The sequence below is a fragment of the Actinomyces sp. 594 genome, assembly GCF_019325145.1.
Classification (GTDB): Bacteria; Actinomycetota; Actinomycetes; order Actinomycetales; family Actinomycetaceae; genus Actinomyces.
In genome coordinates this window covers 49264-74905 of record NZ_PIZC01000021.1, presented here as the reverse complement: position 1 = coordinate 74905, position 25642 = coordinate 49264, and the positions used below count along the sequence as shown (strand labels likewise).

The window sequence follows — 25642 nt, the reverse complement described above, 5'->3', positions numbered from 1 at the left end:
CGTTTGTCCATCGAATATCCTCTAAGAACGAGCCGCCGATTATGAATGCTAGCACGAAGCTTGACCGCCACCAGCTCGCCGACCTGTGCCCGCCCTACACAAGCACGGTGAGCTGCCCAAGGTCGGCAGCCGGGCCCTGGGCCTGTACCAGCGGGTCAAGCTAACGGTCATGGCGCTGCGCCACAACCTCACCCAGCAGGTCCTGGCGGAGTCCTTCGACGTCTCCCAGCCCACCGTCTCCCGCATCATCAGCTCCTACAAGCTCTCATTGCCGATGCCCTGGCAGACAACGTGCCCGCGGTGGAGGACATCGACCCCACCCAGGTGCTGATCATTGACGGCACCGTGCTGAAAACCTGGGACTGGAAGGACACTCCAGGACTGTTCTCCGGCAAGTACCGCACCACCGGGCTGAACGTCCAGGTCGCCTGCACCCCCTCCGGGGCGATCGCCTGGGTCTCGGACCCGCTGCCCGGCTCAGTGCACGACGCCGCCGCGCTGCGCGCCAGCGGCCTACTTGACCTCCCGCCCGACCACCTGCCCCACGGGCAGACCCCGCCAACGCATATCAGCGACAAGGGCTACATCGGGCTGGGCATGACCACCCCAGCCAAGAAGCAACCCGGACAGCCCCTGCCAGAGGCCGACAGGGCCTACAACACCTCCATCAACCGCATCCGCCACGTCGTAGAAAGAGCCATCGCCAACCTCAAGACCTGGCGCACCCTGCACACCGGCTACAGAAGACCCATACAAACCTTCCCAACAACCATCACCGCCACACTCGCCCTCACCTTCACATACACCCCATGAATAACCCTCCAGAAAGATGGCGCACCACCAACGAGTTCAAGCAACACTACTGCCGCGACTGGTGAAACAACAAGCCGAGTTCCCTGCTCTTACAGATAGAGCGGGGAAGGGCTACTCATGGTTCGGTGGTGGGTCTGGTGTTGAGCGTCTGGATCTCGGCTACCGGGATGGTGGTGGTTGTGGATGTGGTGTGGGTGTCCATGGTTCCGGTGGCGCCATCAGAAGCTGTGTACTCGATCGCGTAGGACACCTTGACATCCACCGGCGTCACAGAGTCCTTGAAGTGGGCGCTGGAGCGGTTGAAGATGATCTTGCAGTCCGTGCCCCTGGAGTCGTTGTCCTGGCTCCACGGGACCCCGAACCCCGTGCACTTGGCAGTGCCGTCCTTGGGCTGGAGGGTTAACCGCTTGGCAGTAGCCGTGATCGTAGCGGTGGTGGCACCCGCTGTAGCCGTCACGGTCACTTCCCTGGGCGTGTCGCCCGTGGCCCACACCCAGGTATCCCAGCCCACAATCGTGGCCTGCATGTCCCCGACCATGGGGTTGTAGCCGATCGTGGCGGTCGGGATCGTCACCGCATCCCACGCCGCCCGCGCCAACGTCTCACCATCTATCTCGGGCTCCGGGGGCGAACTACCAGCAGGAACCCATACAGCCATGTTCCTCTCAACCCAACTCTTTGACAACGCGCTGAAGTCCGCAAGATCATCCCCCCTGTAATACTCGGGAGAGCACTGGGGAATGTACCAATACCCCCCTGAGTCGGACGCATGAGACTCGTAATCCGGGAAACGAGAACGATACTCTTCCAGCGTATGACCACTAAAACGGGTGACGTTATAGATGGTAGCGTCCGACTCCAACAAGCTAGCGGTTTCCTCGCCCGTCCTAAAGGGAATATGCCAGCACATCGGCTGCACCGTAGTAGTCACCGACTGCGACCACGACACCGCCCCACCACCAGGGCTGCCGCCCGAGCCGTCAGCGGCGGCCGACGTGGAGGTTGCCGTGACACTTATCGTCACCGAGCCATCCCCGCCCTGGGCAACCGAACCAGACGACGAACCAGGACCGGCATGGACGTCTTGTATCTCTTTTGCATAAGCGGCTGGAACAATACCGACCGACACAGCAAATAACAGTACCATGACGTAAGCTATTGACAGCAATCGCCCCTTGAAGCCCACCATTCTCACACCACACATTCGTTTACAGTCAGAGTTGCCTCATCCGATTCCTTCCAAACCCCATCCTCATACACCATGGCAATAACGGTCCCATAACGCCCTTGGAGGGTCTCCGGATTACTGATGTCATTTCCGTCCTCGTCATAGGAAATGAGATCAGACTGGTCGCCGCAGATCACGACCTGCGCCTGCATATAGGCAAGGACGGTAACCGCCTCAACTGAAACTCTGACTGTCCCATCGGTATGCCCATCGCCGAGTTCCTCAAGACCGTTCGTGAGTCTTTGGTATGCCTCTGTGGTCATGAGGGGTTGGGCGTTCTCTGCGCCGGTGCGGGTGAACCAGATGTTCCAGGTGACCTGGTCGTAGTGGATGAAGGCCCTCAGCACCTCGGTCTGCTGCTCGTCCAGGTCCTCGGGGATGGAGGTGACCTGGTAGCGGTCGGTGGACAGCGACTCCGCCGTCACCACGCCTGCGGCCTCCGCCGAGGCCGCGGCGGAGGCGGACGCCGCCGCAGCAGCAGCCGACTCCGAGGCCTTGGCCGAGGCCATTGCCTCGGGGTCGAAGGTACCGATACCCAAGGGGTTGTCGTCCGAGTCGGAGGAGCATGCCGCCAGGGGGGCGCACGCCAGCAGCAGCGCCGCAGCACCCGCAGCGGTGCGGCGCAGCCCGGACGAGCCGGTCGGGAAACTCGGGAAATGATGCATGGGCAGCTCCTCGCATGTACTGGCCAACGTAAGGGCAACGTCATCAGGACGTTACAAAGCCTCGCACGGCCCCGGCGTGTGCGCAACCCGGCCGGGGCCGGCGGAGGCGGGCTTCAGCGCCTCCGCTGCTCCTGTTGTCCCTGTGCGTGAGCGCCGGCGCCCCTGCCGGGCCGTTGCCGTCAAGCCAAACGTACTAGTCGGCCAACCAAATGGGGCGTCGGGCCCGCGCCCGTGCTCCCGAAAAGAGGGAGCCTCACGCAGGACGAGGGGGCCTCGTGCGGGACTTGTCGTGCAGGCCGCCACCATCCACCAGCTCCGAGGAACAGGGCACCACGCACCAGTAGCCCTCGACACCGTCCGCACAGGACTCACAGTCGGGGCAACGCGTCTTCTGCTCCTCCAGCCCCTCCGGGTCGTCGTTGTTGTTATTGCGGCCGAACAGGCCGAACAGCGGCGCCATCCGGAGACTCCAGCCACTTCGCCTTCTCCGCGCCAGCACTACTCTGCGTGTACCAGCACACCGGATGCACCGTGGCGGTCACCGACTGCGACCACGCCGTAGCACCACCACCAGAACCAGCTGAGCCATCCGCAGCCGCCGACACGGACTCCACACTGACCGCTATCGTCACCGAACCATCCCACCAGCAGACACCGAACCAGACGACGAACCACCAGCGGCGTCCTTCTTCTGCCAGTCTGCGTAGGCCGGAGTCGTGGTCACGAGTGGTGCTGCCAGCAGGAGCGCTGCGCCCGCCAGCGCGGCTAGCTTTCGAGTTGTCTGCCGCATGGGGCTCACACCGTGCACTCGTTGATCGACAGGGTTCCCTCGGAGGCTTCCTTCCAGGTGCCGTCCTCGTACACCATGGTGACGCGGATAATGCGCCGCACCTGAAACGTCTCAGGATCACTGATGTCATTGCCCTCAGCGTCATACTTCACCAGGTCGGTCTGGTCGGCACAGACCTCAACCACGGCTTCGGGCCGCACAGCATCCAGCGACGTCAAGTACACCGACGTCACCGCGACCCTCACCGTACCGTCGGTCCTGCCTGCGGCGCCTTCTTCAAAATAGTCCGTAAAAGCCTGGTACTCCTCCGCGGTCATGAGGGGTTGGGCATCCTCGATGCCGGTGCGGGTGAACCAGATGTTCCAGGTCACCTGATCGTAGTGGACGAAGGCCCTCAGGACCTCGGTCTGCAGCTCGTCCAGGTCCTCGGGGATGGAGATGACCTGGTAGCGGTCGGTGGACAGCGACTCCGCCGTCACCACGCCGGCCGCCTCGGCAGAAGCAGCAGCCGACGCAGACGCCTCGGCCGCCGCGGCCGACTCCGAGGCCCTGGCCGAGGCAGCCGCCCCCGGATCATAAGCCGGAACCCCCGAGCCGCCACCAGGATCCTGCGAGCACGCCACCAAAGGCCCGCACGCCAGCAGTAGCGCCGCAGCACCCGCGGCGGCACGGCGCAGCCCGGACGAGCCGAGCCCGGATGAGCCGGTCGGGAAACTCAGGAAATGATGCATGGGCAGCTCCTCGCACGTACTGGCCAACGTAAGGGCAACGTCATCAGGACGTTACAAAGCCTCGCACGCCAGCATGTCGCGCGCAAGCAACGACCGCACCCGGCAGTTCCCGCCCACACCTTGACGAACACCCAGCCAACGGACTAGAGTCGATTGCGTTGAAACGGTTCATGCCGTTGACCGGCACCGTGAAAACCACGGCGCTCGAACCGAACAAGGACGTTCCATGACCGACTCCCCCACCGCCGACGCCTCCGCCTCGGGCACCACCAAGCAAGCGGCCCTCACCGAGTTGCTGAGCGCGACCACCGCCCGTTCCCCTCACCGTTGCTGCTTCCTGCTGCACGTGCGCCCGGACCGGCTCACCGACTACGTCGAGGTCCACCAGCGCGTGTGGGAGGAGATGCGCCAGGCCCTGACCCGCTGCGGATGGCGCAACTACTCGCTGTTCCTGCGCCCCGGGGACGGGCTCGTCGTCGGCTACTTCGAGTCCGACGACGTCGACGCCGCCCAGGCCGCCATGAACGATGAAGAGGTCAACACCCGCTGGCAGGCGGAGATGGCCCAGTACTTCGTCCAGCCCGACGGCGGCACCAACGAGATCCTGCCCCAGTACTTCTATCTTCCCTGACGCCCCCGCCCCACCCCATCCCCCACGACTCAAGGAGGAACCCGTGGCACGTAAGCCACTAACCGGCTGGAAGGCGACCGCCGCCGTCTCCATGTCCAACTACATCGACTCCGGCTCCATCATCGCCATCGCCACCTCGCTCGGCTTCTGGAGCGCCGCCTACTTCCCCGACGACGACGGCACCATCGCCGGGCTCCTTGCAGCCTTCAGCTCCAACGCCTTCGGCGCCGCCATCGGCGCCCTGATCGGCGGCCCCCTGTGCGACAAGTACGGGCGCAAGTTCATTTACACCTACGACCTGCTGCTGTACGCGCTAGGCGGCCTGATCGTCGTCTTCACCGTCAACCTGCCGATGCTGTTCACGGGCTTCGTAATCGTCGGCCTGGCGGTGGGTGCTTCCGTCCCCGCCGGCTGGACCTACATCGCCGAATTCGCCCCCACCGGTCAACGCGGCAAGCACATCGGGGCCACTCAGCTGGCCTGGTCCTTCGGCCCGTTCATCGGCTTCGGCCTCGCGGCCGCCCTCGCCCCGCTGGGTCTGCTCGGCAGCCGCATCGTCTTCGCCCACCTGGTCGTGATCGCGCTGGTCACCTGGTACATCCGGCAGGGCTTGGAGGAGTCCGAAACCTGGCAGAATGCCAAGGGCGGGGCACAGGCCAAGCCGCCGTCGATGTGGACGGCGTTCCGCAAGCTGTTCAACCGCCGCGTCAACATCACCGCGCTCATCTTCCTGGCCGTCATCTACACCTGCTGGAACCAGGCCGCCTCCCAGAACGGCATCTTCCTGCCCACCATTCTCGGCTCCATGGGCTACGAGACCATCCAAACCGACCTGTTCTCCATGCTGTCGTGGGGCTTCGTCATCATTTCCACCTTCATCTTCATGAACCTGGTGGACCGCGTCCCCTACCGCTGGCACTATCTGGTCGGCGGCCTGGCGGCTATCCTCTCCTGGATCATCCTGGTGTTCGGCCCCTCCGACGCCGCCTGGACCGCCTTCGCGTACACCATCATCTGGGGCCTGTCCGCCGGCCCGTCCGCCCAGGCCTTCTACTCGGTGTGGTCACCAGAGCTCTTCGCCACCCCGTACCGCTCGGCCGCCCAGGGCATTGTCTTCTTCGCGGTACGGCTCGCCTCCGGACTGATCTCCCTGATCTTCCCGGTCATCCTCAAATGGGAGAACGGTCTGATGATCGACGGCCTCATCCTCATCGGCTTCCTCGTGGTCTCCACCCTGGTGGGCACCATCGGCGCTCCCAAGACCCAGGGCAAGTCCCTGGAGGACATCGAGCTGGAACGCTACGGCGAGCGCGTCACCAACGCCAACGCCTGAGGGCCGGCACAGCAACCACCAACCACCGCCTCACGGAACCAACCACAGGACCACCAGCATCCATCCACCCCCACGAAACGGAGAGAAACCATGACCGGCAACACCCCCTCGCTATCCGACCTCAGTGATGAGGCCCGCAGCCTGCTGCAGACCCAGTCGATCGAGCTGCCCAGCTGGGCCTTCGGCAACTCCGGCACCCGCTTCCGCGTCTTCACCACCGCCGGCGTGCCCCGCGACCCGTTCGAGAAGATCGACGACGTCGCCCAGGTCAACCAGTACACCGGCGTCACCCCCCGGGTCTCCCTGCACATCCCGTGGGACAAGGTCGACGACTACGAGGCGTTGCGCGCTCACGCCGAGGACCAGGGCGTCACCATCGGCAACATCAACTCCAACGTCTTCCAGGACGAGGACTACAAGCTCGGCTCCCTGACCAACTCCAATGAGCGGATCCGCCGCAAGGCGATCGACCACCACCTGGAGTGCATCGACATCATGCGCGCCACCGGCTCCCCGGCTCTGAAGATCTGGCTGGCCGACGGCACCAACTACCCCGGTCAGGACTCGATCCGCGCCCGCCAGGACCGCCTGGCGGACTCCCTCGCGGAGATCTACGCCGCCCTCGACGACGATCAGGAGCTGGTGCTGGAGTACAAGTTCTTCGAGCCGGCCTTCTACCACACCGACGTGCCGGACTGGGGCACCTCCCTGGTGCACTGCCTGGCACTGGGAGACCGCGCCAAGGTCGTCCTCGACACCGGGCACCACGCCCCCGGCACCAACATCGAGTTCATCGTCGCGCAGCTGCTGCGGCTGGGCCGCCTGGGCGCCTTCGACTTCAACTCGCGCTTCTACGCCGACGACGACCTGATTGTGGGCGCCGCCGACCCCTACCAGCTGTTCCGCATCATGAACGAGATCGTCGCCGCCGGTGCACTGGCACCCGACTCTGGGGTCAACTTCATGCTCGACCAGTGCCACAACCTGGAGGAGAAGATCCCCGGCGAGATCCGCTCCGCCACCAACGTGCAGGAGGCGACCGCCAAGGCACTCCTGGTGGACCGTGAGGCCCTCGACCAGGCGCAGCGCGCCGGCGACGTGCTGGCCGCCAACGACATCCTCGTTGACGCCTACAACACCGACGTGCGCCCGCTGCTGGCGGAGCTGCGCGAGTCCCAGGGTCTGGCCCCCGACCCGATGAAGGCCTTCCTGGAGTCCGGCTACCTGGACAAGGTCCGCTCCGAGCGCGTCGGTGGCACCGCCGCCGGCTGGGGAGCCTGAGAGAGGTGCCGACCATGACCAACGCCCGCCCCATCCACGTCGGGGCCGTCGACCTGGGCGCCTCATCCGGGCGCGTCATGGTCGGCACCATCGCCGACGGCCGCATCGAGCTGACCGAGACGCGCCGCTTCGCCAACGGCCCCATCCCCCTGCCCGGGCCCGGCGGCGAACGCCTGTTCTGGGATGTGCTGCACCTGTGGGACGAGATCCGCCAGGGGCTGCTCGCCGCCGTGCGCGACGTCGGCCCCCTGTCCGCCGTCGGTATCGACACCTGGGGCGTCGACTACGGACTGCTCGGCCCGGGCGGCCTACTCGCCGGGCAGGTGGCCTCCTACCGCTGCCCCCGCACCCGCGGCGTACCGGCGGAGGTCTTCGCGGCCATCCCCGCCGCCGAGCTGTACTCGGTCAACGGACTGCAGGTACAGGACTTCAACACCCTCTTCCAGCTGGTGGCCGAGTCCCGCGACGGCGGCCTGCCCCGCGCCGCCGCTCCGGCCGACGGCGGCGTCGCCCCGGCGGCCCCGGGCGCCTGCTCCGCCCAGCGCACCATGCTGCTGCTGCCCGATCTGCTCACCTACTGGCTCACCGGCAGGCCGGTCGCCGAGATCACCAACGCCTCCACCACCGGCCTGGTCGACTCCCGCGAGCGCACCTGGTCCGCGCCACTGCTTCAGCGGCTGCGCACCGACCTGGGCCTCGACCTGGACGGCGTGCTACCGGGCGTCGTCGAGGCGGGCACCGTCGTCGGCCCGGTGCGCCGCGACGTCGTCGACGTCTTCGGACCCGACGGCACCCCGACGCCGGTGGTGGCCGTCGGCTCCCACGACACCGCCTCCGCGGTGGCGGCCGTGCCCGCGGCCGGAAGCGACTTCGCCTACGTCTCCTGCGGCACCTGGTCGCTGGTGGGGCTGGAGCTGGACGCGCCGGTGCTCACCGAGGCCTCCCGGCGGGCCAACTTCACCAATGAGCTCGGCGTGGACGGCACCGTGCGCTACCTGAAGAACGTCATGGGGCTGTGGGTGTTCAACGAGGCCGTGCGCACCTGGCGTGAGCAGGGTCTGGAGCTTTCCTACCGGGAGCTGGACGCCGCCGCCGCGGCCGCAGACCCGCTGCGCACCATCGTCGACATCAACGATCTGGTCTTCTTCGACCCCGGCGACATGGCTGCCCGCATCGACGACTACGCCATCCGCACCGGCCAGCCGCGCCCGCGCAGCGTCGGCGAGTACGTGCGCTGCATCGACGACTCCCTCGCCCTGGCCTACCGGCGCGCGGTGCGCGAGGCGAGCGAGCTTTCCGGCAAGCACGTCGGTGTGCTGCACATGGTCGGGGGCGGCATCAGCAACCGCCTGTTGTGCCAGTTGGCCGCAGACGCGACCGGGCTGAAGGTGGTGGCCGGGCCCGCCGAGGGCACCGCCCTGGGCAATATCGTCGTCGCCGCCCGCGGTGCCGGGCTGATCGAGGGCGACCTGACCGCGCTGCGAAAGCTGGTGCGCGCCTCCTGCGACATCACCGAGTACGCCCCCGACCCGGCCGCGGCCGCCGGCTGGGACGCCGCCGAGCGCCAGCTGTTCGGCTGAGCGCACCGGCCCCGCGGGGTACGGGCACCACCCGCGCACCCCGCCGCAACATCCACCACTTCCCACGGAGAAGATCATGACCGATGCTCCCGGCGCCGCCCCATCGACGCCGCAGCCCACCACCACCCGCGACGGCGTGCCCGTGGCGCCGCTGGCCGGCGGCTTCCTGCCGCCCTATGCCGAGCGCTTGCACCTGATCGCCGATTTCCCGGCGCCGCGCGCCGAGGACCTGGCTGCCGCCGATCCCGCCGCGGCCGCCGGGGCGCCCTTCGCCGCGGAGGCCTTGGCCGCTATGGAGGCATGGGAAGCACCCTTCGGGGAGCCGGAGCCCACCCGCGCCGCCGTCGAGGACTGCGAGCTGCCCGGCCCGCACGGGCCGATACCGGTGCGCATCTACCGCCCCGAACCCGGCTGGGCCCCGCCCACGCCCTCGCCGGCCACGGATACGGGCCTGCGGGCCGGACTGGTGTGGTACCACGGCGGCGCCTTCATCGGCGGTGACCTGGACATGCCGGAGGCCGACGCCGTCGCCCGGGGCCTAGCCACCCGCACCGGCGCGGTCGTCGTCTCGGTCTTCTACCGGCTGTGCACCGGCGGCATCCACTACCCGGTCCCGCACGACGACGCCTACGCCGCCTACCGGTGGGTGCGTGAGCACGCCACCGAGATCGGCATCGACGCCGCCCGCATCGCCGTCGGCGGTGCCAGCGCGGGCGGGAACCTGGCCGCCGGGGTGACGCTGCACGGCGTCGACGACGGCGCTGCCCCCTGGCAGGCGCTGCTCGCCTACCCAGTGGCCCACGGCGGGCTCTGGCCCACCCCCAGCCCGGAGCTGGCGGCGCGGCTGGAGCAGATGCCGCAGATTCTGCGGTTACCCACCGACGTGATGGCGGCGATGAACACCAACTACCTCGGCGCCCCGCTCGACGCGGACGCACCCGCCTACGCCTTCCCCGGGGACCTGGACGCCGCCCGGCTGGAGGGCTGGCCGGCCACCTACATCGAGAACTGCGAGAACGACGACCTGCGCGCCTCCGGCGAGGCCTTCGCCCGCCAGCTCCGGCAAGCGGGAGCCGATGTCGAGGTGCTCACCTGCGCGGGTGTGCCCCACGGGCACCTCAACGCCGTCGGCAGCCCCCTGACTGCCGCCAGCCTCGACCGCTTCGCGGCCCGGCTGGGCCGCGGCTAAAACCAGCAACCACGACCGCCGTCGACGGGCTCCGCACCAACCAGCCATCTACCAACAACTCCCCAGAAACAAACACCGAAAGGACGATTCACCGTGACCACCATGCCCCTGTCGGAGATCCTCGCCCAGATGGGTGCCGCCGGACGCCGCCTGGACCACATGGGCGCCGTCGAGGCCGGCGCCGGCAACATCTCCGTATCCATCAACGCCTCGGCCGATCAACTAAGGCTTACCGACCGCTTCCCGCAGGTCGTCCCCGGCACCGAGCTGCCGCTACCCGCCCCCGCGCTGGCCGGCCGCACCGTCCTGGTGACCGGCTCGGGCTGCCGCCTGCGCGACGTCGCCGAGTCCCCGGAGGCGAATGTCTCCGCCTTCGTCGTGGACGAGGGGGGCGTAACCGGCACCTGGTACACCCACCCCGACCGCGCCTACGTGCGCCCCACCAGCGAGTTCAACTCCCACCTGGCGGTCCACAACGACCAGGTGGCGCAGCGCGGCGTGGACTTCCAGGCCGTCATCCACGCCCAGCCGCCCTACCTGGTCCAGCTCAGCCACATCAAGGACATCCGCAACACGGCGGACTTCAACCGCCGCATCCTGCGCTGGGAGCCCGAGACGATCGTCCAGCTCCCCCAAGGCATCGAGGTGCTCGACTTCATGGTGCCCGGATCGGCCACCCTCATGGAGAACAATGTGCGCGCCCTGCGCGACCACGTGATCGTGCTGTGGTCCAAGCACGGCATCATGGTCCGCTCCGACGTCGCCCCCCTGGCCGCCGTCGACAAGGTCGAGTACGCCGAGACCGGTGCGATGTACGAGGTCCGCAACATCATGGCCGGCGGCCTCGGCGAGGGCGTCACCGACGCCGAGCTGCACGCGGTGGTCGAGGCCTTCAACGTCGACACCGACCTGTTCTGACCCGCCTCTTCCCCGAGACCGGCACAATTAACACACCGAGACCGGTCGAAGTTACGACGCGGTGCCCAGCTTGTCCGAATTCGGCATGAACGGCATCGAGTGCCCACGACGCCGGGGCAGAAATCGCATGATTCCAACGGCCTGCACATAGCGTTTCAGCGGCGTAGGCGCGTTCGTGCCGAATTCGGACACTTTTCTAAGAGGACTTCAAAGGAGAATCCCATGACCGAACCCGCCAGGGCGCCCTTCACCGGCGAGGATGCGCGCAACACGGTCCCCGCCGCAGGGCCCACTCTGTCACCCACGCTGGACGCGCTGCGGGCCGCCATCGCCGAGCCGCCGATCGAGTACCGGCCGGAACTGCGCTGGTGGCTGGCGGAGGGGCTGCACACCGACGCCACCATCCGCCGCGAGATCGCCGCGGCCCATCGCCTCGGCTTCGGCGGCATGGAGTTCCTGGCCATGCCCGAGGAGAACATCGACGAGACCCGCTACGGCTGGGGCAGCGAGGAGTGGACCCACGACTCGCACATGATCGTCGCCGAGACCACCGCCCGTGGCATGTCCTTCTCCTTCACCTCCGGCACCAACTGGTCCAACGCGAATCTGCCCACCATCACTCCGGACGATCCCGCGGCCGCCCAGGAGCTCAACGTCGCCCATGAATCCGTCCGCGGCGCCCGCTCGGGCCCTTTGCCGCGCATCGATCTCGACGCCGATCACGGCGCCGGCGGGCTGCCGGGATCCCGGGTGGCTCCGAAGCGGCAGCACTTCGTCGCGGCCGTGGCCGGCGTCGTCGTCCCGGATCACGTCGACGCGTCCGACGACGCCGCACCCAGCACCGTCGGCCCGACCGGAGCCGCCTCCCCCGCCGCCCAGCAGCCCGCGCCGATCCTCGACGTCGACACCCTCACCGACCTGACCGCCCACGTGAGCGGACATGAGGGTGCCGAGGCACTGGACTGGACTCCGCCGGACTCACGTGACTGGCGGCTGTTCGTGTTCTGGATGCACGGGACCGGGCAGACCGCGAGCCCGTCAGCGAGCGTCAACTACACGGTCAACTACCTGGATCGCGACGGCGTCGACGCCGTGATCGACTACTGGCGCGACGTCGTCCTCACCGACGCCCTGAAGGCAGACATCGCCCGCAACCCGCGCGCACAGATGTACATGGACTCCCTCGAGCTGAACACCTGGGGCGAAGGCGGCATGTTCTGGGGCCGCTGCGTGGCCGAGGAGTTCCGCACCCGCCGCGGCTACGACATCACCCCCTGGTTGCCGCTGCTCACCCGGTCGGCACCACTGATGGCCGTGTCCACCCGCTATCGCTTCGAGCCCGACGCCGCCCACGGCGTCGAGGTGACCAAGGTCCGCCACGACTACGTGGCCACACTCACCGACCTGTACATCGAGCACATGCTCCAGCCCTTCGCGCAGTTCCTGCACGAGTACGGCATCTCGCTGCGCGCGGAGATCTCCTACGGGCTGCCCTTCGAGCTGACCCGCCCGGGCGCGGCCGTCGACGGCATCGAGACCGAGTCCCTGGAGTTCGGCGCGCAGATCGACGCCTACCGGCTCATGGCGGGACCCGCCCACCTGCTGGGCAAGCAGTACTCCTCCGAGACCGGAGCCACCACCCGCAACCACATGCTGCCCCACCGCTTCTACGACCAGATCATCAACACGCAGCTGGCGGCCGGCATCACCAAGACCGTCCTGCACGGCTGGTCCAGCCCGGCGGGTGCCGCGGGGACCACCGAGTGGCCCGGTCACGAGGGCATGCTGCCCATGTTCTCCGAGCGCTTCGACACGCGCCAGCCCGCCGCGGAGTTCTATCCGCTGTGGAATCGGGCCGTCGGGCGCATGCAGCAGGTGCTGCGTCGGGGCCGCCCCCGCATCGACGTCGGCATCCTGCGCACCGACCACTTCACCGACAACTCCTCCGGCATGATGTTCTACGACGGGGACACGCGCATACCCGATGAGGTCGCCTACGGGACCATGTGGATGCGCAACCGCCAGAATCACTGGTGGCGGGACCTGGGCATGCAGGACGCCGGCTGGGGATACGAGTTCTTCGACGGCTCACTGCTGCTGCGTGAGGACATGACCTTCGCCGACGGCGTCGTCCAGCCGGACGGGCCCGGTTACCAGGCCCTGGTGGTGTACCAGGAGGCGCTCGACGCCGACGTCGCCGCCCGGCTGCTCGACTGGGCGCGCGCGGGCCTGCGGGTATTGATCGTCAACGGGGCTAGCGAGCTGAAGCGGCTGGAGACCGGCGAGTACTTCCACTATGCGGCCGCGGCCGCCCGCACGCCCGGGCGCGACGGGCGAGACGAGGAACTGGCCACGACCATGACCGCCCTCAAGGCGCTGCCGAGCGTGGCCAAGATCGACGACCCCGCCCATACTGTCGAGGCGCTGCGGAGCCTCGGGCTCGTCGGCTACCACGAGTTCGGCGTCCCGAACCAGAACGTACTCGCCTACGAGCGCATCGACGGGGACCTGACCCACGTGTACGTCTACCACTTCCTGTATGAGACCGGGCAGGACACCGAGGTGGCCTTGCACCTGCCCGGCGCCGGCACGGCCTATTGGCTGGACCAGTGGAGCGGCCGGTTCCACGAGCTGGGCGATGCCCACGCCGAGCCGATCGGGCCGGATCGCTCCGATGTCACCGTCGTCCCGGTCCGCCTGCGCCCCGGCGAGGCCGCCATCATCACCCTTGACCGCTCCGCCGGGTACTCCCTGGGCGAGTCCGGAACTGCGCCCGCAATCGTCGTCGAACTGCCCGACTGGGAGATCACGGTGGACTCCTGGGACGCCGGCCCCGATGAACTGATCGAGGAGGACCGCGGCCTGGGCTACGTGACCCGCGAGGTACTCCCCACCACCGTCACCACCCGGCTGCGGGCAGGCGCCAGCGCACTGGAGCCGTGGAAGGACCTGGACGGAGTGGGCCCGGAGGTGTCCGGTGTGGGCGAGTACCGCACCACGTTCACCCTCGCGGCGGTGCCCGCGGGACGCCTGGTCCTCGACCTGGGCGACGTGTGTGGCGGCCTGGGATCGGTGAGCATCAACGGCGGCGCACCGATCGGTTTCGACACCTCGGCGCCCCGCGTGGACGTGACCGGCCTGCTGCACCCGGGCGGCAACGACGTCGTCGTGCGCGTGTCCTCATCGCTGTCCAACCGGCTGCGCGCCCGCGGCTACTACGAGACCATCCCGGACATCTCCGCCGCCCTCAGCGGCAAGGCTGAGGCCACGCACGACGTGCCGGTGCGCAGCTACGGCCTACTCGGCCCGGTGCGCCTGCTCGCCCGGAGCTGAAAGTCGCCCGTCGCCCCGCAGGCCGGGAGGCGCGCGTAACCGGCCTTGGCCCCGTCGTTAGTGCCGGTCTCGACACGTCGTTAGTGCCGGTCTCGACACGTCGTTAGTGCCGGTCTCGACACGTCTGGGGGCCGGGAAATCGGGGTGCGGGCACAGTGGCACGCTCGATCACCCGTGCCAGCGTGGTGGGGACAGCGGGTACTTCTGTCCCATCGAGCACTGCCCGCGCCCGAGCCGCCAGGTACTGCGCGAAGGCCACCATATCGGGAGCCACCGTGGTCAGCGGCGGATCGAGGAACCTGCCCAGCACCTCATCGTCCGCCCCGATCACCGCCAGTTCGCCGGGCACGCGCAGCCCGGCGCCCCTGGCGGCGGCAAGTGCCAGACCCGCATGCAGATCGTTGAAGCAGACCACGGCGTCAACTCCGGCTTGTGACCAGTCGTGCAGAACCCCCGTGAACTCGGCAACCGCATCCTCGTCCAGAGGGCCGACGGCGTACTCGCGCGGGACGGGAAGCCCCTCCTGCCCGCAGGCGGTCAAAACGGCCCGCCTGCGAGAGGCGACCAGAGGCTCGAGCCCGGGCATGCGCGTGGTCAGATAGGCGGGGGCGCGCAGGCCGTGTTCAGCCAGGTACTGCACCTGCAGGACCGGCAATCGGCCAAGCACGAGATCTGAAAGCGGACCGCCCCGCTCGTCGCGGTCCACCACGGACGCGCCCACCGCGGCGACCACATCCGCCTCGTCCTCGTCCAGGCCCCCCGGGGCTATGACGAGTGCGGGATCCACGTGTTTGAGCACATCGGCGATAGGCGTATCCGAACCGCAGGAGACGAGGGTCATGCCCCAGGAGTGAACCTCGCGGGCCAGGGCGTCGCGCAGTAGCCCGGCCAGGGATCCCAGCGGAAGCACCTCTTGCCCCTGCGACGGTATGTGTCCCGAGTCGCGCAACAGCACCACCTGGGACCGTCCCGAGCCCAGCGCGGCGCCCGCAGCCGATGGGATGTAGCCGAGCTCCCGCGCCGCCTCGATGACGCGACGTCGTGTCTGCTCGGAGATCGTCTTGTCGGGGCGGCGGTTGAGGACGTAGCTGACGGTGGCGCGAGAGACGCCGGCACGCCGCGCCACATCGCTGCTGAGCACCCGGGCCATCCATGCCTCCATCTGTTTGCGGGAAACCTCGCCGGCGCGTGGGGCGTCGCGCAGCTTTGGAGTCCACCGACGGCCCTGGGCACCCTGTTCGAGACGCCACACTTGCACCCGCGCGGCAGACACTCTATCGTGAACCTTGTGGTTACTCGTGTAACCTCGTGTCAATCCTAAGATTGGAACGAATCAATGGATGATTCCTCCACCGCGTGCGCGCCCGCGCGTGTCGCCGCGCCCATCGGCCCCACTTGATACGCGACGCACCTACCGACGCGCCCATGCACCCCGCACCCCCGCCTGCAACCAGTTCAAAGGAGAACACCTCTATGGCGACATCACTCGCAACACCTCACGACGATCCCGACGCCCGGCTCGGCTGGGTCGAGCGCGTGGGATACGGCTCCGGTCAGCTGGGGATCAACGCCATCAATGGAATAATCGGCTCATTCCTAACCGTATACTTCACGAATGTGGCACTGCTCGACGCAGCCGTCATTTCCACCATTATCGCCGTCTCGAAGCTGTTCGACGGCGTCTCGGACATCATCGTCGGACGGCTCGTCGACCGCACGAAGTCGAAGATGGGCAAGGCACGCAGTTGGCTGCTGCGAGTCTGCATACCATTCGCCGTGGCGGTCATGCTGCTCTTCCTGGTGCCGCCCAACTGGCCCGGCGCCGTGAAATACGTGTACGTGTTCGTCATGTACAACGCGGTCAATGCCGTCTTTCTGACCTCGATGCTCGTTCCGTTCTACTCGATGATCTCGCTGATGACGCGCAACTCCTACGAGCGGGGTCTGCTGGGAAACATCCAACAGATCTTCCAAACGCTCGGCAATGTCATTGTCAACGCGGTATTTGTGACCATGCTGGCGAGGTTCTCATCCGACGCCGCCAATCCCAACACCCAGCAGGCCTACACCCTGACCATGCTGTGCTTCTGCGCGGCCATGGTCCTGTTCGCGCTCATCTGCGTATTCACCACAAAGGAGCGCGTGCACGAAGGCGGCGGCGCCCAGCCCGAGCCCACGGCGTCCACCGACGGCGCGGGGTTTTGGACCACGGTCAAGGCGCTGCTCACCAACAGGTACTGGGTGATGATGTTCATTGCCATGCTGGCGATATTCTTTGCCATCATCTTCAACGCGGTGGGAGGCATCTACTACTGCCTGTATGTCTTCTATGATATGACCCAGTACGGCTGGCTGTCGAACTCAGGCACCATTGCGCAGTTCGCCATCATGTTCGCCACCCCGTTCCTCATGGCGCGGTTCGGCAAGGAGAAGGTCTACATCGCCGGAATTGCGGTCTCCATGGCAGGCTATTTGGGCTTCGGCCTGTTCGCCTTCAACGTTCCCGCAATGATCGTATACAATATCCTCAAGGGTGCCGGTATGGGAATGGCCGGCGGTATGGCGATGGGCATCGTCGCCGACACCCTGACGTACGGCAGGCTCCGGACCGGCATCGACGCCGTGGGCATGGGCAATGCGGGCATGTCCGCGGCCCAGAAGATCGGCATGGGGCTTGGCACGGCGGTCTTCGGGTGGGTGCTGTCGGCGTCGGGATTCGATGGCGCCCTGGATCTGGAGGGTGTGCGCCAGCCCGCCACGGTGACCACCGCCGTCGAACTCATCTACAACTGGATCCCGTTCGGGCTGTTCCTGATCGTGTTCCTCATGCTGGCCTTCTTCTTCCGGCTCGAGCGCGATCTAGCGGCACTCAAATCCAGGAACGCGGCGGACGCCCCGGCCGCGTAGCCGAGGAGAGGGCTCGCCGCCGATCCCGCGAACATCCTCAACGATCCACGGCGCATGCGCATCGACCCGACGGGCGGCCGCACCACACAACCAGGAGTCAGGACATGGCAGAGCATCTTGTACACACTACCTCCGGCACCGTACGCGGCACGCGTAGGGGAGACCGAGTCGACTACCTCGGCATCCCCTACGCGCAGCCTCCGGTCGGCCCGCTGCGTCTGAAGCGCGCGGTGCCGGTCACCCCCTGGGACGGCGTCCTGGACGCGAGAGACTACGGAGCCTGCCCGGTGCAGTACAACAACGGCGCCGTGGTGGGACGGGAGGACTGTCTGACGGTCAACGTGCAGCGCCCCCTAAGCGGAGACCGTCTCCCGGTCTTCGTCTGGATATACGGAGGCGGCTACAACACGGGGAGCTCATCCGACGAGATGTATCGGGGCGAGGCCTTCGTCCGCGACGGCATTTTGTTCTTCTCATTTAACTATCGCACGAACGTACTTGGTTTCTACGATTTCACCACATATCCGGGATGCGATGACACAGACTCCAACTGCGGACTGTCGGATCAGATTCTGGCCCTGAACTGGATCCGAGAGAATGTGGAGGCGTTCGGGGGAGATCCGGACCGAATCACCATCGGCGGAGAATCGGCCGGCGGCTCCTCCGTCATCAACATGCTGGCGTGCCCCGGCGCCAGAGGCACCTTCACCCGGGCGATCGTCGAGAGCGGTTTGCCGAACTGCGTGATGACGCACCGGACGGCGAGGGAGAACATCGACCTTTTCCTGGAGGGCATGCATTGGAGCACCGCTGACCTGCACCGACTGCACACCGAGGACCCGCGCCTGTTCCTGAACGGACACGAGTACGTAACCGCCAGACACCAGTACAAGAATCCCGGGATGTTCCTGCCCGGACCGGTTCAGGACGACCTCATGCCGCTGCGCCCCCTTGAGGCCATCGCGCAGGGCTCGGCCGACGGCATCCCGTTGATGATCGGCACCAATATGCACGAGGGCACCATGTTCGTCCATCCGGAGAACACCGGTTTCCCCAACAGCTGGAGCATGATTGCGCAAATGCTGGAGAAGAACGACTGCGCGGATCGCCTCCCGCCGATCGCCTGGTACTACCACAAGCAGTCCCAACGTGCCCGCGAGGCGTTCCGGACCGCCGCATCCGCGACCCCCGCCATCGGAGATGCGCGCGGATTCGACACCGAACCCTTCATCAGGTTCGCTACCGACTACGCCTTCGAGATGCCCGCGATCAGAACGGCCTCGGCGCAAAAGAGGCACACCAATGACGTTTGGATGTACCGCTATGAGTTGATAACCGCTGCCGGCTACGAGACGGGGATGGGCGCCTCCCACGCATTCGAGCTCCCTTTCGTGTTTGAAAAACCCGACCACCACTTCTCACGTATGATGCTGCGGGGGGAGTCGGCCAATCTGTTCACGAGAATGACGCAAACCATTCACGGCGATTGGGTGTCCTTCATCAAGACCGGGGAGCCCAACAGTGATTGGCCCCGTTTCGAAGGCGCCGACTCGCCGGTGCGCATATACGATCGAATCACCCGCACCGAGCGCCTCGACCGCCGGGAACTGATGAACATTTGGGCGGATATGCATTTCTACGAGGACTGAGCCGGCGCACAGTCGGCCACAGTGGCACTCTCCGTTGCCGCAGGCCTCGCAACACTCCGCCTTGACACGCCACTGCCGAACAAAGGAGTTCCATGCCCGCCGCCCCCGTCAACCTGACCGTCGACCACCAGCACGCCCCGCTCGGAGTGGCGGTGCCGCGGCCGGTACTGTCCTGGCAGGTACCCGGCGAGGCACCCGCGACCGCCTACGAAGTCGAAGTGCGCCGCCTCGACCCGGCCACCGGCATCGCGCTCACACCGCCGGTCTGGGCCACCGGCCGCGTTCAGGTCCCCGACCCGCCCGCCTCGCCCTGGCTGCCCTACGCCGGTGAGCCCCTAGATTCGGACACGGACTACTCCTGGCGGGTACGCATCTGGACCGACTCCGACTCCGCACCCTCGCCCTGGGCCGAGGCATCCTTCTCCACCTCCCTGCTGGACGGGGCCGGCGTCGTCGCCGACTGGGTGGAACCCGCCCAGACGCCGGTGGAACTGGAGCCGCCGGCCTCCTTCGCCACCCTGTTCGCCCCGCGCGACCCCCAACCCGCCGGCGAGCGGCTGCACCCGGTCAAGCTCATCCGCCAGGACCTGCCCCGCGCGAGCGTCAAGGACGCCCCCATCACCCGTGCCCGCCTGTACTTGAGCGCTCAGGGCGTGATCGAGGCGAGTATCGACGGCATCCCGGTGGGCGACACGGTGCTGGCACCGGGCTGGACCAGCTACCACACCTACACCGAGTTCGAGGTCCACGACGTCACCGCGGCCCTCGTCGACCCCGCCGGGGCACCCCGGCCCCATACGTTGGGCCTGCGCCTCGGCGACGGCTGGTTCGCCGGCCGAGCCACCATCACCGGAGAGTCCGGCCAGTACGGCACCCTGCTGCGCGGCTGGTGGCAGCTGTCGATCACCCGCGCCGACGGCGCCCACCAGACCTGGGGGCCGGACGCCACCGCCCGCGGCACCACCTCCGGGCCGCTGCGCTACAGCGACATCATGGTCGGCGAAAGGCGCGACGACCGGCTGGCCGCCGCCGTCGCCGGTTGGGACTGTCCCGGCTTCGACGACTCGGGCTGGGACCCAGTGCGCATCGTCCCGACCTCCGAGCTCGACCCGGCCACCGCCCTGGAGCCCTTCCGGGGCGAGCCGGTGCGGCGCCTGGCGGAGCTGCCCGCCGCCCGGGTGATCACCACCCCGGCCGGGGAGACGGTGCTGGACTTCGGGCAGGTGATCGCCGGGCGCGTGCGGCTGCGCGCCGTCGGCCCGGCCGGCACCGAGATCACCCTGGAGCACTCCGAGCACCTGGCCGCCGACGGAAACTTCTTCTCCAACGTGCAGGGGCCGAACAAGGACCAGCGCGACGTCTGGATCCTGGCCGGCACGGGCACGCCGCAGGCCCCCGAGGTCTACGAGCCGACCTTCACCTTCCACGGCTTCCGCTACGCCCGGGTGACCGGCTACCCCGGCGAGCTGCGCACAAGGGATGCGGTCGCCGTCGTCGTCGGCTCGGACCTGGAGCCGGCGGGCGACTTCGCCTGCTCCGACGAGCGCCTGACCCGGCTGCACGCCAACACGGTGTGGTCCCAGCGCGCCAACTTCCTGTCCATCCCCACCGACTGCCCCCAGCGGGAGCGCGTCGGCTGGACCGGCGACATCCAGGTCTTCGCCCCGGCGGCCACCAACAACGCCCAGGTGCACACCTTCCTGGCCCGCTGGCTGCGTAACGTCCGTGCCGACCAGCTCGACGACGGCCGCGTGGTCATCATCTCCCCCTTCGCACCCCGCCAGGCGGCCATGGAGGGGCAGCCCGGCATCGGCGGCATCACCGCCGCCGCCGGCTGGGGCGACGCGGTCATCCGCGTGCCGCTGGCCCTGTGGGAGCGCTACGGCGACGTCGACACCCTGCGGGCCAACTACCCGGCCATGCAGGCCTGGGTTCAGCTGCAGTCCCGCCAGGCCGCCACCGAGCTACCACCCCGCCTGCGCGGCTCTGACTGGGAGGACACGGACCGCACCGCCGGCTGGGATGCGCTCGACGACGCCACCGCCGCCCGGCAGCGACTGCTGTGGAACTCGCGCATGCACTTCGGCGACTGGCTGGCGCCCTCCACCCTGGCCAGTGGGGCACCGGACGCGATCATGACGGCGCCGCACCTGACCAGCGAGTTCGTCGGCGCCGCCTTCCACGCCGAGGCACTGCGCACGCTGGCCGAGGTGGCGCGGGTGCTCGGCCATGACGACGACGCGGCCGCCTATCGGGAGCGCTGGGAGGCGGTGCGGGCGGCGGTGGCCGCGGAGTACATCGGTGCCGATGGCGCCATGACCCCGGACCTGCAGGGCATGTACGTGCTCGCCCTCGCCTTCGGCATCGTCGCGGCCGATGATCCGGACGGCGGCGCGCGGCGTCGGGCCGTGACGGATCGGCTGGTGCGGCTCGTGCACCAGGCGGGCGACCACCTGGACACCGGCTTCCTGTCGGTGCCGTTCCTGCTCGACGTGCTGGTCGAGTCCGGAAACGCCGACGTGGCCTGGGCGGTGCTCATGCAGGACACGGTGCCCTCCTGGCTGTATGAGGTGGCCGAGGGGGCCACGACGATCTGGGAGTCCTGGGACGCCGTCGCCCCGGACGGCACCGTGGGGGCGATGAGCTTCAACCACTACGCCTTCGGCTGCGTGGACGACTGGCTGTTCCGGCGCCTGGGCGGGATCGCCCCCACCGAGCCCGGCTACCTGCGCGTGCGGGTGGCGCCGCTGACCGACGGGCCGGTGTCCTGGGCGCGTGCGCACCGGGACACGCCCTTCGGCAGGGTGGAGGTCGCCTGGGAGCGCGCCGACGGCGAGGCGCTCGGGGCCGCCGGGGCGGACTCACCCGCCGCGGGGACGCCGGTGCGTTACGAGATCACCCTGCCGGCCGGGGTCACCGGTGAGCTGGCGACGCCCGACGGCAACGTTCGCGAGCTGGCCAGTGGGCGCACGGTGCTGGTCGCGTAACCGCCGCGGAGGCACCACGCACACCGGCTGCAACCAGTTTCATGTCGTTACTGAAAGCATGACAGACTGCACACTCTCAGGGCTGGATCGGGCGCCGACCGATCGGTACATTTATGGGCGTCGGCAGGAACAGCCAGCCGACCCCGGTCGGAGAACCGGCCGGGAGAACTCAACCGAAAGGAACCGAACATGTTCTTCGACATCGATCTGGCCGTCCGTGCCGCTGCCGCCCGTGAGCGCGAGCTCGAGCGCGCGATTGCCGCCGAGAACGAGCAGCGCTGAAAGCGACTGCAACCGGTGACCGCCTGAGGCGGATCACCCCGCGGGCGCTCCCGCGACGGCCGTAGGCCACGGAATACACGGGGCGAGGACGACGAGGTCCTCGCCCTTCTTGCTGGCTGGCGACGCTGTACTTCCTCTAAGACCACGCAATCCGCGGACGAGCGCAGCCGCCATAACGACCGACCTCGATGCGTAACTACTACCGACCTCGGCGGTTATATCTACCGGCCTCGGCGCGGATGGTGAGCGGGCCCGACCGCCGGGCACACGGCCGGGCCCGCTCACCTCAGATCCGCTCGCCTCAGCTCCAGACCAGCGCCGCCCCGTTGGACAGGGCGATCTCCCCGAGCACATGGGCACTGGGCTTGGGGGTGCGCGCCTGCGTGTCCCGGTCGACGGCGATGATGCCGAACTTGGGGCCGTAGCCGAATATCCACTCGAAGTTGTCCATGGCCGACCAGCACATGTAGCCGCGCACGTCCACGCCGTCCGCGATCGCGGCGCCGACCTCACCGATGGCGGTGCGCAGGAAGTCCACCCGCTGGGTGTCGTCCTCCGTGTTCAGCCCATTCTCGGTGACGTAGATCGGCATCTGGACCGCGTCCCAGGCCTGGCGGACGACGGCGCCGATCGCCCAGGGCCAGATCTCCTCCCCGCCCTGGTTGAGCACTGCGCCCTCGGCGGGCGGGACCGGGCCATTGGGGCCGAGCACCGTGCGGTTGTAGGTCTGCAGCCCGACGAAGTCGTCACCCTCGCTTACGCGCAGGTAGCGCAGGTTGTTCTCCTCGTTCATACGCGCCACTCGCTCCTCGCCGCCGGGAGCCGCGTGGAAGTCGGAGTTGGCCAGGGTCCAGCCGACCTGCATCTCGGGCTTGACGGCCTTGATGGCCTCAACCGCCGCCTTGTGGGCGGCGCACTTGATCTCGTAGGCCTGCGGCGTGGCAGACAGCTGGAAGCCGGCGACCTTGTCCGCAGTCGTCCCCAGGGCGCGGGCGGCCCCCTCCCAGGTGGGGTTGCCGAGCCGCTGGGCCGGATCTCGCTCGCACATGCCCATCTCCCCCAGCAGGATGGCGAGGTTGGGTTCGTTCATGGTGCAGGCGACGTCGAACAGGTCGCCGAGTTCCTCGGTGACGCGGCGGCAGTAGCGGGCGAACAGGGCGGGGGTGTCGGCGTCCTCCCAGCCGCCGCGGGCGATGAGCCACTGCGGGGAGGTGAAGTGGTGGTAGGTGACGATCGGGGTCAGTCCGTGCTCGCGGCAGGCGCGCAGCATGTCGCGGTAGTGCGCGATGGCTACGGCGGAGAACTCCCCCTCGGCCGGCTCGATGCGGCTCCACTCCAGGGAGAAGCGGTAGGAGTTCAGTCCCAGGGAGGCGAGCAGGGCGATGTCCTCCCGGTAGCGCGTGTAGTGGTCGCAGGCATCACCGGAGGACTCGGCGTACATGGTGTTCGGCACGTGCTCGTACAGCCAGACGTCGTTGTTGGTGTTGCCGCCCTCCACCTGGTGGGAGGCGGTGGCGGTGCCCCAGAGGAATCCCTCCGGGAAGGGGGTGGTGCGAGTTGCAGCAGAGGAGCCGGCGGCGGGTGCCGGCGAGGATGCAGGGGAAGTCATGAGGTGATTATCTCCGTCATGTTGTTGATTGTCGGTGGTGGGGAAAGCTGAGATCGAGTATGGAGGCCGTGCGGCGGGTCCGCACACGACCAATCGGCCTCCGCCGACGGGCGGCGGCTGGGAGCAAAGGACACCGACCGCCGCCCGTCGGCCCGCTTACTTGACGCCCCTGACGAACGGCATGAGCAGGGCGCCTGCGAAGACGAGCGCAGCAGCCGTGCCCCACAACAACGGGTAGTTGTTTGACGCGGGACCGAGCAGCGTCGGGGCAACGGCCGGCACAAGCACGTTTCCGAGGTTGAGTGCGAGGCCGAAGACGGCCATGTCCTTGCCTGCGTCAGCCTCGTTGGGCAGGACCTTGGCGCACAGGGCGAGGTCCACCGTAAGGTACATGGGCTGGCCGACGGCGAAGATCATCCAGGCGACGGTGAATCCGGCGATGGTGGTGGAGGTGGCGGCGACGACCAGGCCGACCGCCATGATGATGGCGGCGAGGGCGACGAGGGGCTTGAGCATGCCGAGCTTGTCGGAGATCCAGCCGGAGCCGATGAAGACAACGATGGAAACGGGGGCACTCATGAGGGACAGGTGCCCCGCCTGGGCACCCGCCTCCGCGGGGCTCATATGCAGGCCGATGATGAGGTAAAGGACGAAGAAGCCGAGGAAGGCCGCCATGCCCGCGCCGGCGAGGAAGCGTGCGAGCCAGACGATGCCGAAGTTCGGGTACTTGACCGGGTTGACGAACATGTGGGCGAACATGTCCAGGGTGCCGCCCTGCGGGATCTCCTCGCGGCTGTGCTGCGGGTCCTTGTAGAGGAGCAGGAGCGGCAGGGCACTGATGATCGCGAGGCTCGGGGGCACGGTCATCAGCAGGACGGTGGAGATGTCAACGAGGGCGCCTGCGATGTAGGAGCCTGCACTCATCGCGAGCGCGCCGCACAGGCCCATGAAGCCCATGATGCGTCCACGCATGTTGGCGGGAACACCTTCGACGGGAATGACGGAATAGGCGTTGAATCCGGCCTGGGCGGAGGCGATGCCGACGATGTAGGCGCCGATGATGACGATGGAACTCGTCGAGTATCCGATGACGAGGAAGCACGCGAAGGCGACGAGGTAGCCGCCGACAATCCAGGGGCGCCGGCGTCCGAACCGCGAAAGAGTCCGGTCACTCAGCGCCCCCACGATCGGGACCACGGCGAGCATGAGCAGGGCGGACAGGGACGTGGCTCGCGAGTAGACCAGCGTGGCCAGTCCCTCGTCGATGACACTCAGGCGCAGCTGCAGAGCCGTGCCCATGCCCATCATCATGATGTATCCGCCGATGGCCGCGACTAGCACCAGCCATATGGTCTTGCGCGGGTTGCCGAACTTGGCGGTTATGCGCGCCGCCTCCTCATCCTCTGGGCTCATGGCGGCGGCGCCGACGGGGTAGGCGTTCACGGCCACCTGCTGTGAGTAGGCGCCGTCTGCGGCGGAGGGGGCGTGGGGAGCATCGGCGTCTTCACGCCTGGTGCTGGGCGGGGTAGTCATCGATCGTCCTTGATGTGCGGCCGGCGGCAGTGCCGGCGACGGCGCGCTCGCGGAGCCCGCGGCGCCTTGCGGGCAACACCTTAACCCAACATGCACCACTTTGGTCAAGATCTAGATCACTTCCAATGCGGGCTAGATTTTCTGCGCGGCTCACAGCCGGTCGCGACCACCGCGCCCCCGCAG

At 67.7% G+C, this 25642-nt stretch carries 19 protein-coding genes; 12 read left to right on the top strand and 7 right to left on the bottom strand.

All coding sequences use genetic code 11. The features are described 5' to 3' along the window. Nucleotides 1-85 precede the first annotated feature (85 nt). Complete coding sequence (locus tag GZ998_RS12980; RefSeq protein ID WP_257504956.1) at nt 86-331, top strand: transposase family protein; 246 nt, start codon at nt 86-88, stop codon at nt 329-331. Next, a complete protein-coding gene (locus tag GZ998_RS12975; RefSeq protein WP_308807145.1) occupies nt 301-813 on the top strand; it encodes a transposase family protein in 513 nt (170 codons plus the stop codon). Before GZ998_RS12980 ends, GZ998_RS12975 begins: the two co-directional genes overlap by 31 nt. A gap of 115 nt (nt 814-928) precedes the next feature. Here GZ998_RS12975 and GZ998_RS03125 read toward each other — a convergent pair whose 3' ends face one another. The 4 genes from GZ998_RS03125 to GZ998_RS03110 all read right to left on the bottom strand — a co-directional run bounded on the left by GZ998_RS03125 (nt 929) and on the right by GZ998_RS03110 (nt 4227). Beyond that, nucleotides 929-1387, bottom strand: coding sequence for a hypothetical protein (locus GZ998_RS03125; RefSeq protein WP_308807144.1), 459 nt, complete (start codon nt 1385-1387; stop codon nt 929-931). 617 nt (nt 1388-2004) lie between these two features. Further along, nucleotides 2005-2706, bottom strand: a complete 702-nt coding sequence (locus GZ998_RS03120; RefSeq protein ID WP_219108961.1) for a hypothetical protein — start codon at nt 2704-2706, stop codon at nt 2005-2007. Nucleotides 2707-2959: 253 nt separating this feature from the next. Beyond that, nucleotides 2960-3166, bottom strand: a complete 207-nt coding sequence (locus GZ998_RS03115) for a hypothetical protein (protein ID WP_219108958.1) — start codon at nt 3164-3166, stop codon at nt 2960-2962. A gap of 335 nt (nt 3167-3501) precedes the next feature. After that, entirely contained in the window at nt 3502-4227 is a 726-nt protein-coding gene (locus tag GZ998_RS03110; protein WP_219108955.1) for a hypothetical protein, read from the bottom strand. Between the two features lie 226 nt (nt 4228-4453). Between GZ998_RS03110 and GZ998_RS03105 the strand changes: the two genes are divergently transcribed. From GZ998_RS03105 to GZ998_RS03075, 7 genes are all read left to right on the top strand, one after another. Beyond that, complete coding sequence (locus tag GZ998_RS03105; protein WP_219108952.1) at nt 4454-4858, top strand: L-rhamnose mutarotase; 405 nt, start codon at nt 4454-4456, stop codon at nt 4856-4858. Nucleotides 4859-4901: 43 nt separating this feature from the next. After that, on the top strand, nt 4902-6191 hold the full coding sequence (locus tag GZ998_RS03100; RefSeq protein ID WP_161923517.1) for an MFS transporter: 1290 nt from the start codon (nt 4902-4904) through the stop codon (nt 6189-6191). Nucleotides 6192-6281: 90 nt separating this feature from the next. Further along, entirely contained in the window at nt 6282-7472 is a 1191-nt protein-coding gene (gene rhaI, locus GZ998_RS03095; RefSeq protein ID WP_219108949.1) for an L-rhamnose isomerase, read from the top strand. 14 nt (nt 7473-7486) lie between these two features. Then, the gene (locus tag GZ998_RS03090) at nt 7487-9052 is read left to right on the top strand and encodes a rhamnulokinase family protein (protein ID WP_219108946.1); all 1566 of its coding nucleotides are present in this window, start codon (nt 7487-7489) and stop codon (nt 9050-9052) included. Between the two features lie 76 nt (nt 9053-9128). Next, complete coding sequence (locus GZ998_RS03085; protein ID WP_219108943.1) at nt 9129-10241, top strand: alpha/beta hydrolase; 1113 nt, start codon at nt 9129-9131, stop codon at nt 10239-10241. Nucleotides 10242-10343: 102 nt separating this feature from the next. Further along, a complete protein-coding gene (locus GZ998_RS03080; RefSeq protein WP_162678910.1) occupies nt 10344-11159 on the top strand; it encodes a class II aldolase/adducin family protein in 816 nt (271 codons plus the stop codon). Nucleotides 11160-11381: 222 nt separating this feature from the next. Next, complete coding sequence (locus GZ998_RS03075; protein ID WP_219108937.1) at nt 11382-14492, top strand: glycosyl hydrolase; 3111 nt, start codon at nt 11382-11384, stop codon at nt 14490-14492. Between the two features lie 103 nt (nt 14493-14595). Here the strand turns inward: GZ998_RS03075 and GZ998_RS03070 are convergent, their stop codons facing one another. After that, the gene (locus GZ998_RS03070; RefSeq protein ID WP_162678867.1) at nt 14596-15642 is read right to left on the bottom strand and encodes a LacI family DNA-binding transcriptional regulator; all 1047 of its coding nucleotides are present in this window, start codon (nt 15640-15642) and stop codon (nt 14596-14598) included. A gap of 323 nt (nt 15643-15965) precedes the next feature. On the opposite strand from GZ998_RS03070, the gene GZ998_RS03065 reads away from it, so the two are divergent. From GZ998_RS03065 to GZ998_RS03055, 3 genes are all read left to right on the top strand, one after another. Next, on the top strand, nt 15966-17399 hold the full coding sequence (locus tag GZ998_RS03065) for an MFS transporter (protein ID WP_219108933.1): 1434 nt from the start codon (nt 15966-15968) through the stop codon (nt 17397-17399). 104 nt (nt 17400-17503) lie between these two features. Further along, complete coding sequence (locus tag GZ998_RS03060; protein ID WP_161923510.1) at nt 17504-19048, top strand: carboxylesterase/lipase family protein; 1545 nt, start codon at nt 17504-17506, stop codon at nt 19046-19048. 92 nt (nt 19049-19140) lie between these two features. After that, nucleotides 19141-22035, top strand: coding sequence for an alpha-L-rhamnosidase (locus tag GZ998_RS03055; RefSeq protein WP_219108928.1), 2895 nt, complete (start codon nt 19141-19143; stop codon nt 22033-22035). A gap of 583 nt (nt 22036-22618) precedes the next feature. Here the strand turns inward: GZ998_RS03055 and GZ998_RS03050 are convergent. Together GZ998_RS03050 and GZ998_RS03045 are read right to left on the bottom strand one after the other, a co-directional pair. Then, the gene (locus GZ998_RS03050; RefSeq protein ID WP_219108925.1) at nt 22619-23926 is read right to left on the bottom strand and encodes a glycoside hydrolase family 1 protein; all 1308 of its coding nucleotides are present in this window, start codon (nt 23924-23926) and stop codon (nt 22619-22621) included. Between the two features lie 156 nt (nt 23927-24082). Further along, complete coding sequence (locus GZ998_RS03045; protein WP_219108922.1) at nt 24083-25459, bottom strand: MFS transporter; 1377 nt, start codon at nt 25457-25459, stop codon at nt 24083-24085. Between the last annotated feature and the right edge of the window lie 183 nt (nt 25460-25642).

What these genes read in the sequence shown, in the direction of transcription:
- GZ998_RS03075 (WP_219108937.1), top strand. Translation starts at nt 11,382, where the DNA reads ATGACCGAACCCGCCAGGGCGCCCTTCACCGGCGAGGATGCGCGCAAC.
- GZ998_RS03085 (WP_219108943.1), top strand. Translation starts at nt 9,129, where the DNA reads ATGACCGATGCTCCCGGCGCCGCCCCATCGACGCCGCAGCCCACCACC.
- GZ998_RS03070 (WP_162678867.1), bottom strand. Translation starts at nt 15,642, where the DNA reads ATGGCCCGGGTGCTCAGCAGCGATGTGGCGCGGCGTGCCGGCGTCTCT.
- GZ998_RS03080 (WP_162678910.1), top strand. Translation starts at nt 10,344, where the DNA reads ATGCCCCTGTCGGAGATCCTCGCCCAGATGGGTGCCGCCGGACGCCGC.
- GZ998_RS03055 (WP_219108928.1), top strand. Translation starts at nt 19,141, where the DNA reads ATGCCCGCCGCCCCCGTCAACCTGACCGTCGACCACCAGCACGCCCCG.
- GZ998_RS03065 (WP_219108933.1), top strand. Translation starts at nt 15,966, where the DNA reads ATGGCGACATCACTCGCAACACCTCACGACGATCCCGACGCCCGGCTC.
- rhaI (WP_219108949.1), top strand. Translation starts at nt 6,282, where the DNA reads ATGACCGGCAACACCCCCTCGCTATCCGACCTCAGTGATGAGGCCCGC.
- GZ998_RS03110 (WP_219108955.1), bottom strand. Translation starts at nt 4,227, where the DNA reads ATGCATCATTTCCTGAGTTTCCCGACCGGCTCATCCGGGCTCGGCTCG.
- GZ998_RS03060 (WP_161923510.1), top strand. Translation starts at nt 17,504, where the DNA reads ATGGCAGAGCATCTTGTACACACTACCTCCGGCACCGTACGCGGCACG.
- GZ998_RS03105 (WP_219108952.1), top strand. Translation starts at nt 4,454, where the DNA reads ATGACCGACTCCCCCACCGCCGACGCCTCCGCCTCGGGCACCACCAAG.
- GZ998_RS03045 (WP_219108922.1), bottom strand. Translation starts at nt 25,459, where the DNA reads ATGACTACCCCGCCCAGCACCAGGCGTGAAGACGCCGATGCTCCCCAC.
- GZ998_RS03090 (WP_219108946.1), top strand. Translation starts at nt 7,487, where the DNA reads ATGACCAACGCCCGCCCCATCCACGTCGGGGCCGTCGACCTGGGCGCC.
- GZ998_RS03050 (WP_219108925.1), bottom strand. Translation starts at nt 23,926, where the DNA reads ATGACTTCCCCTGCATCCTCGCCGGCACCCGCCGCCGGCTCCTCTGCT.
- GZ998_RS03120 (WP_219108961.1), bottom strand. Translation starts at nt 2,706, where the DNA reads ATGCATCATTTCCCGAGTTTCCCGACCGGCTCGTCCGGGCTGCGCCGC.
- GZ998_RS03115 (WP_219108958.1), bottom strand. Translation starts at nt 3,166, where the DNA reads ATGGCGCCGCTGTTCGGCCTGTTCGGCCGCAATAACAACAACGACGAC.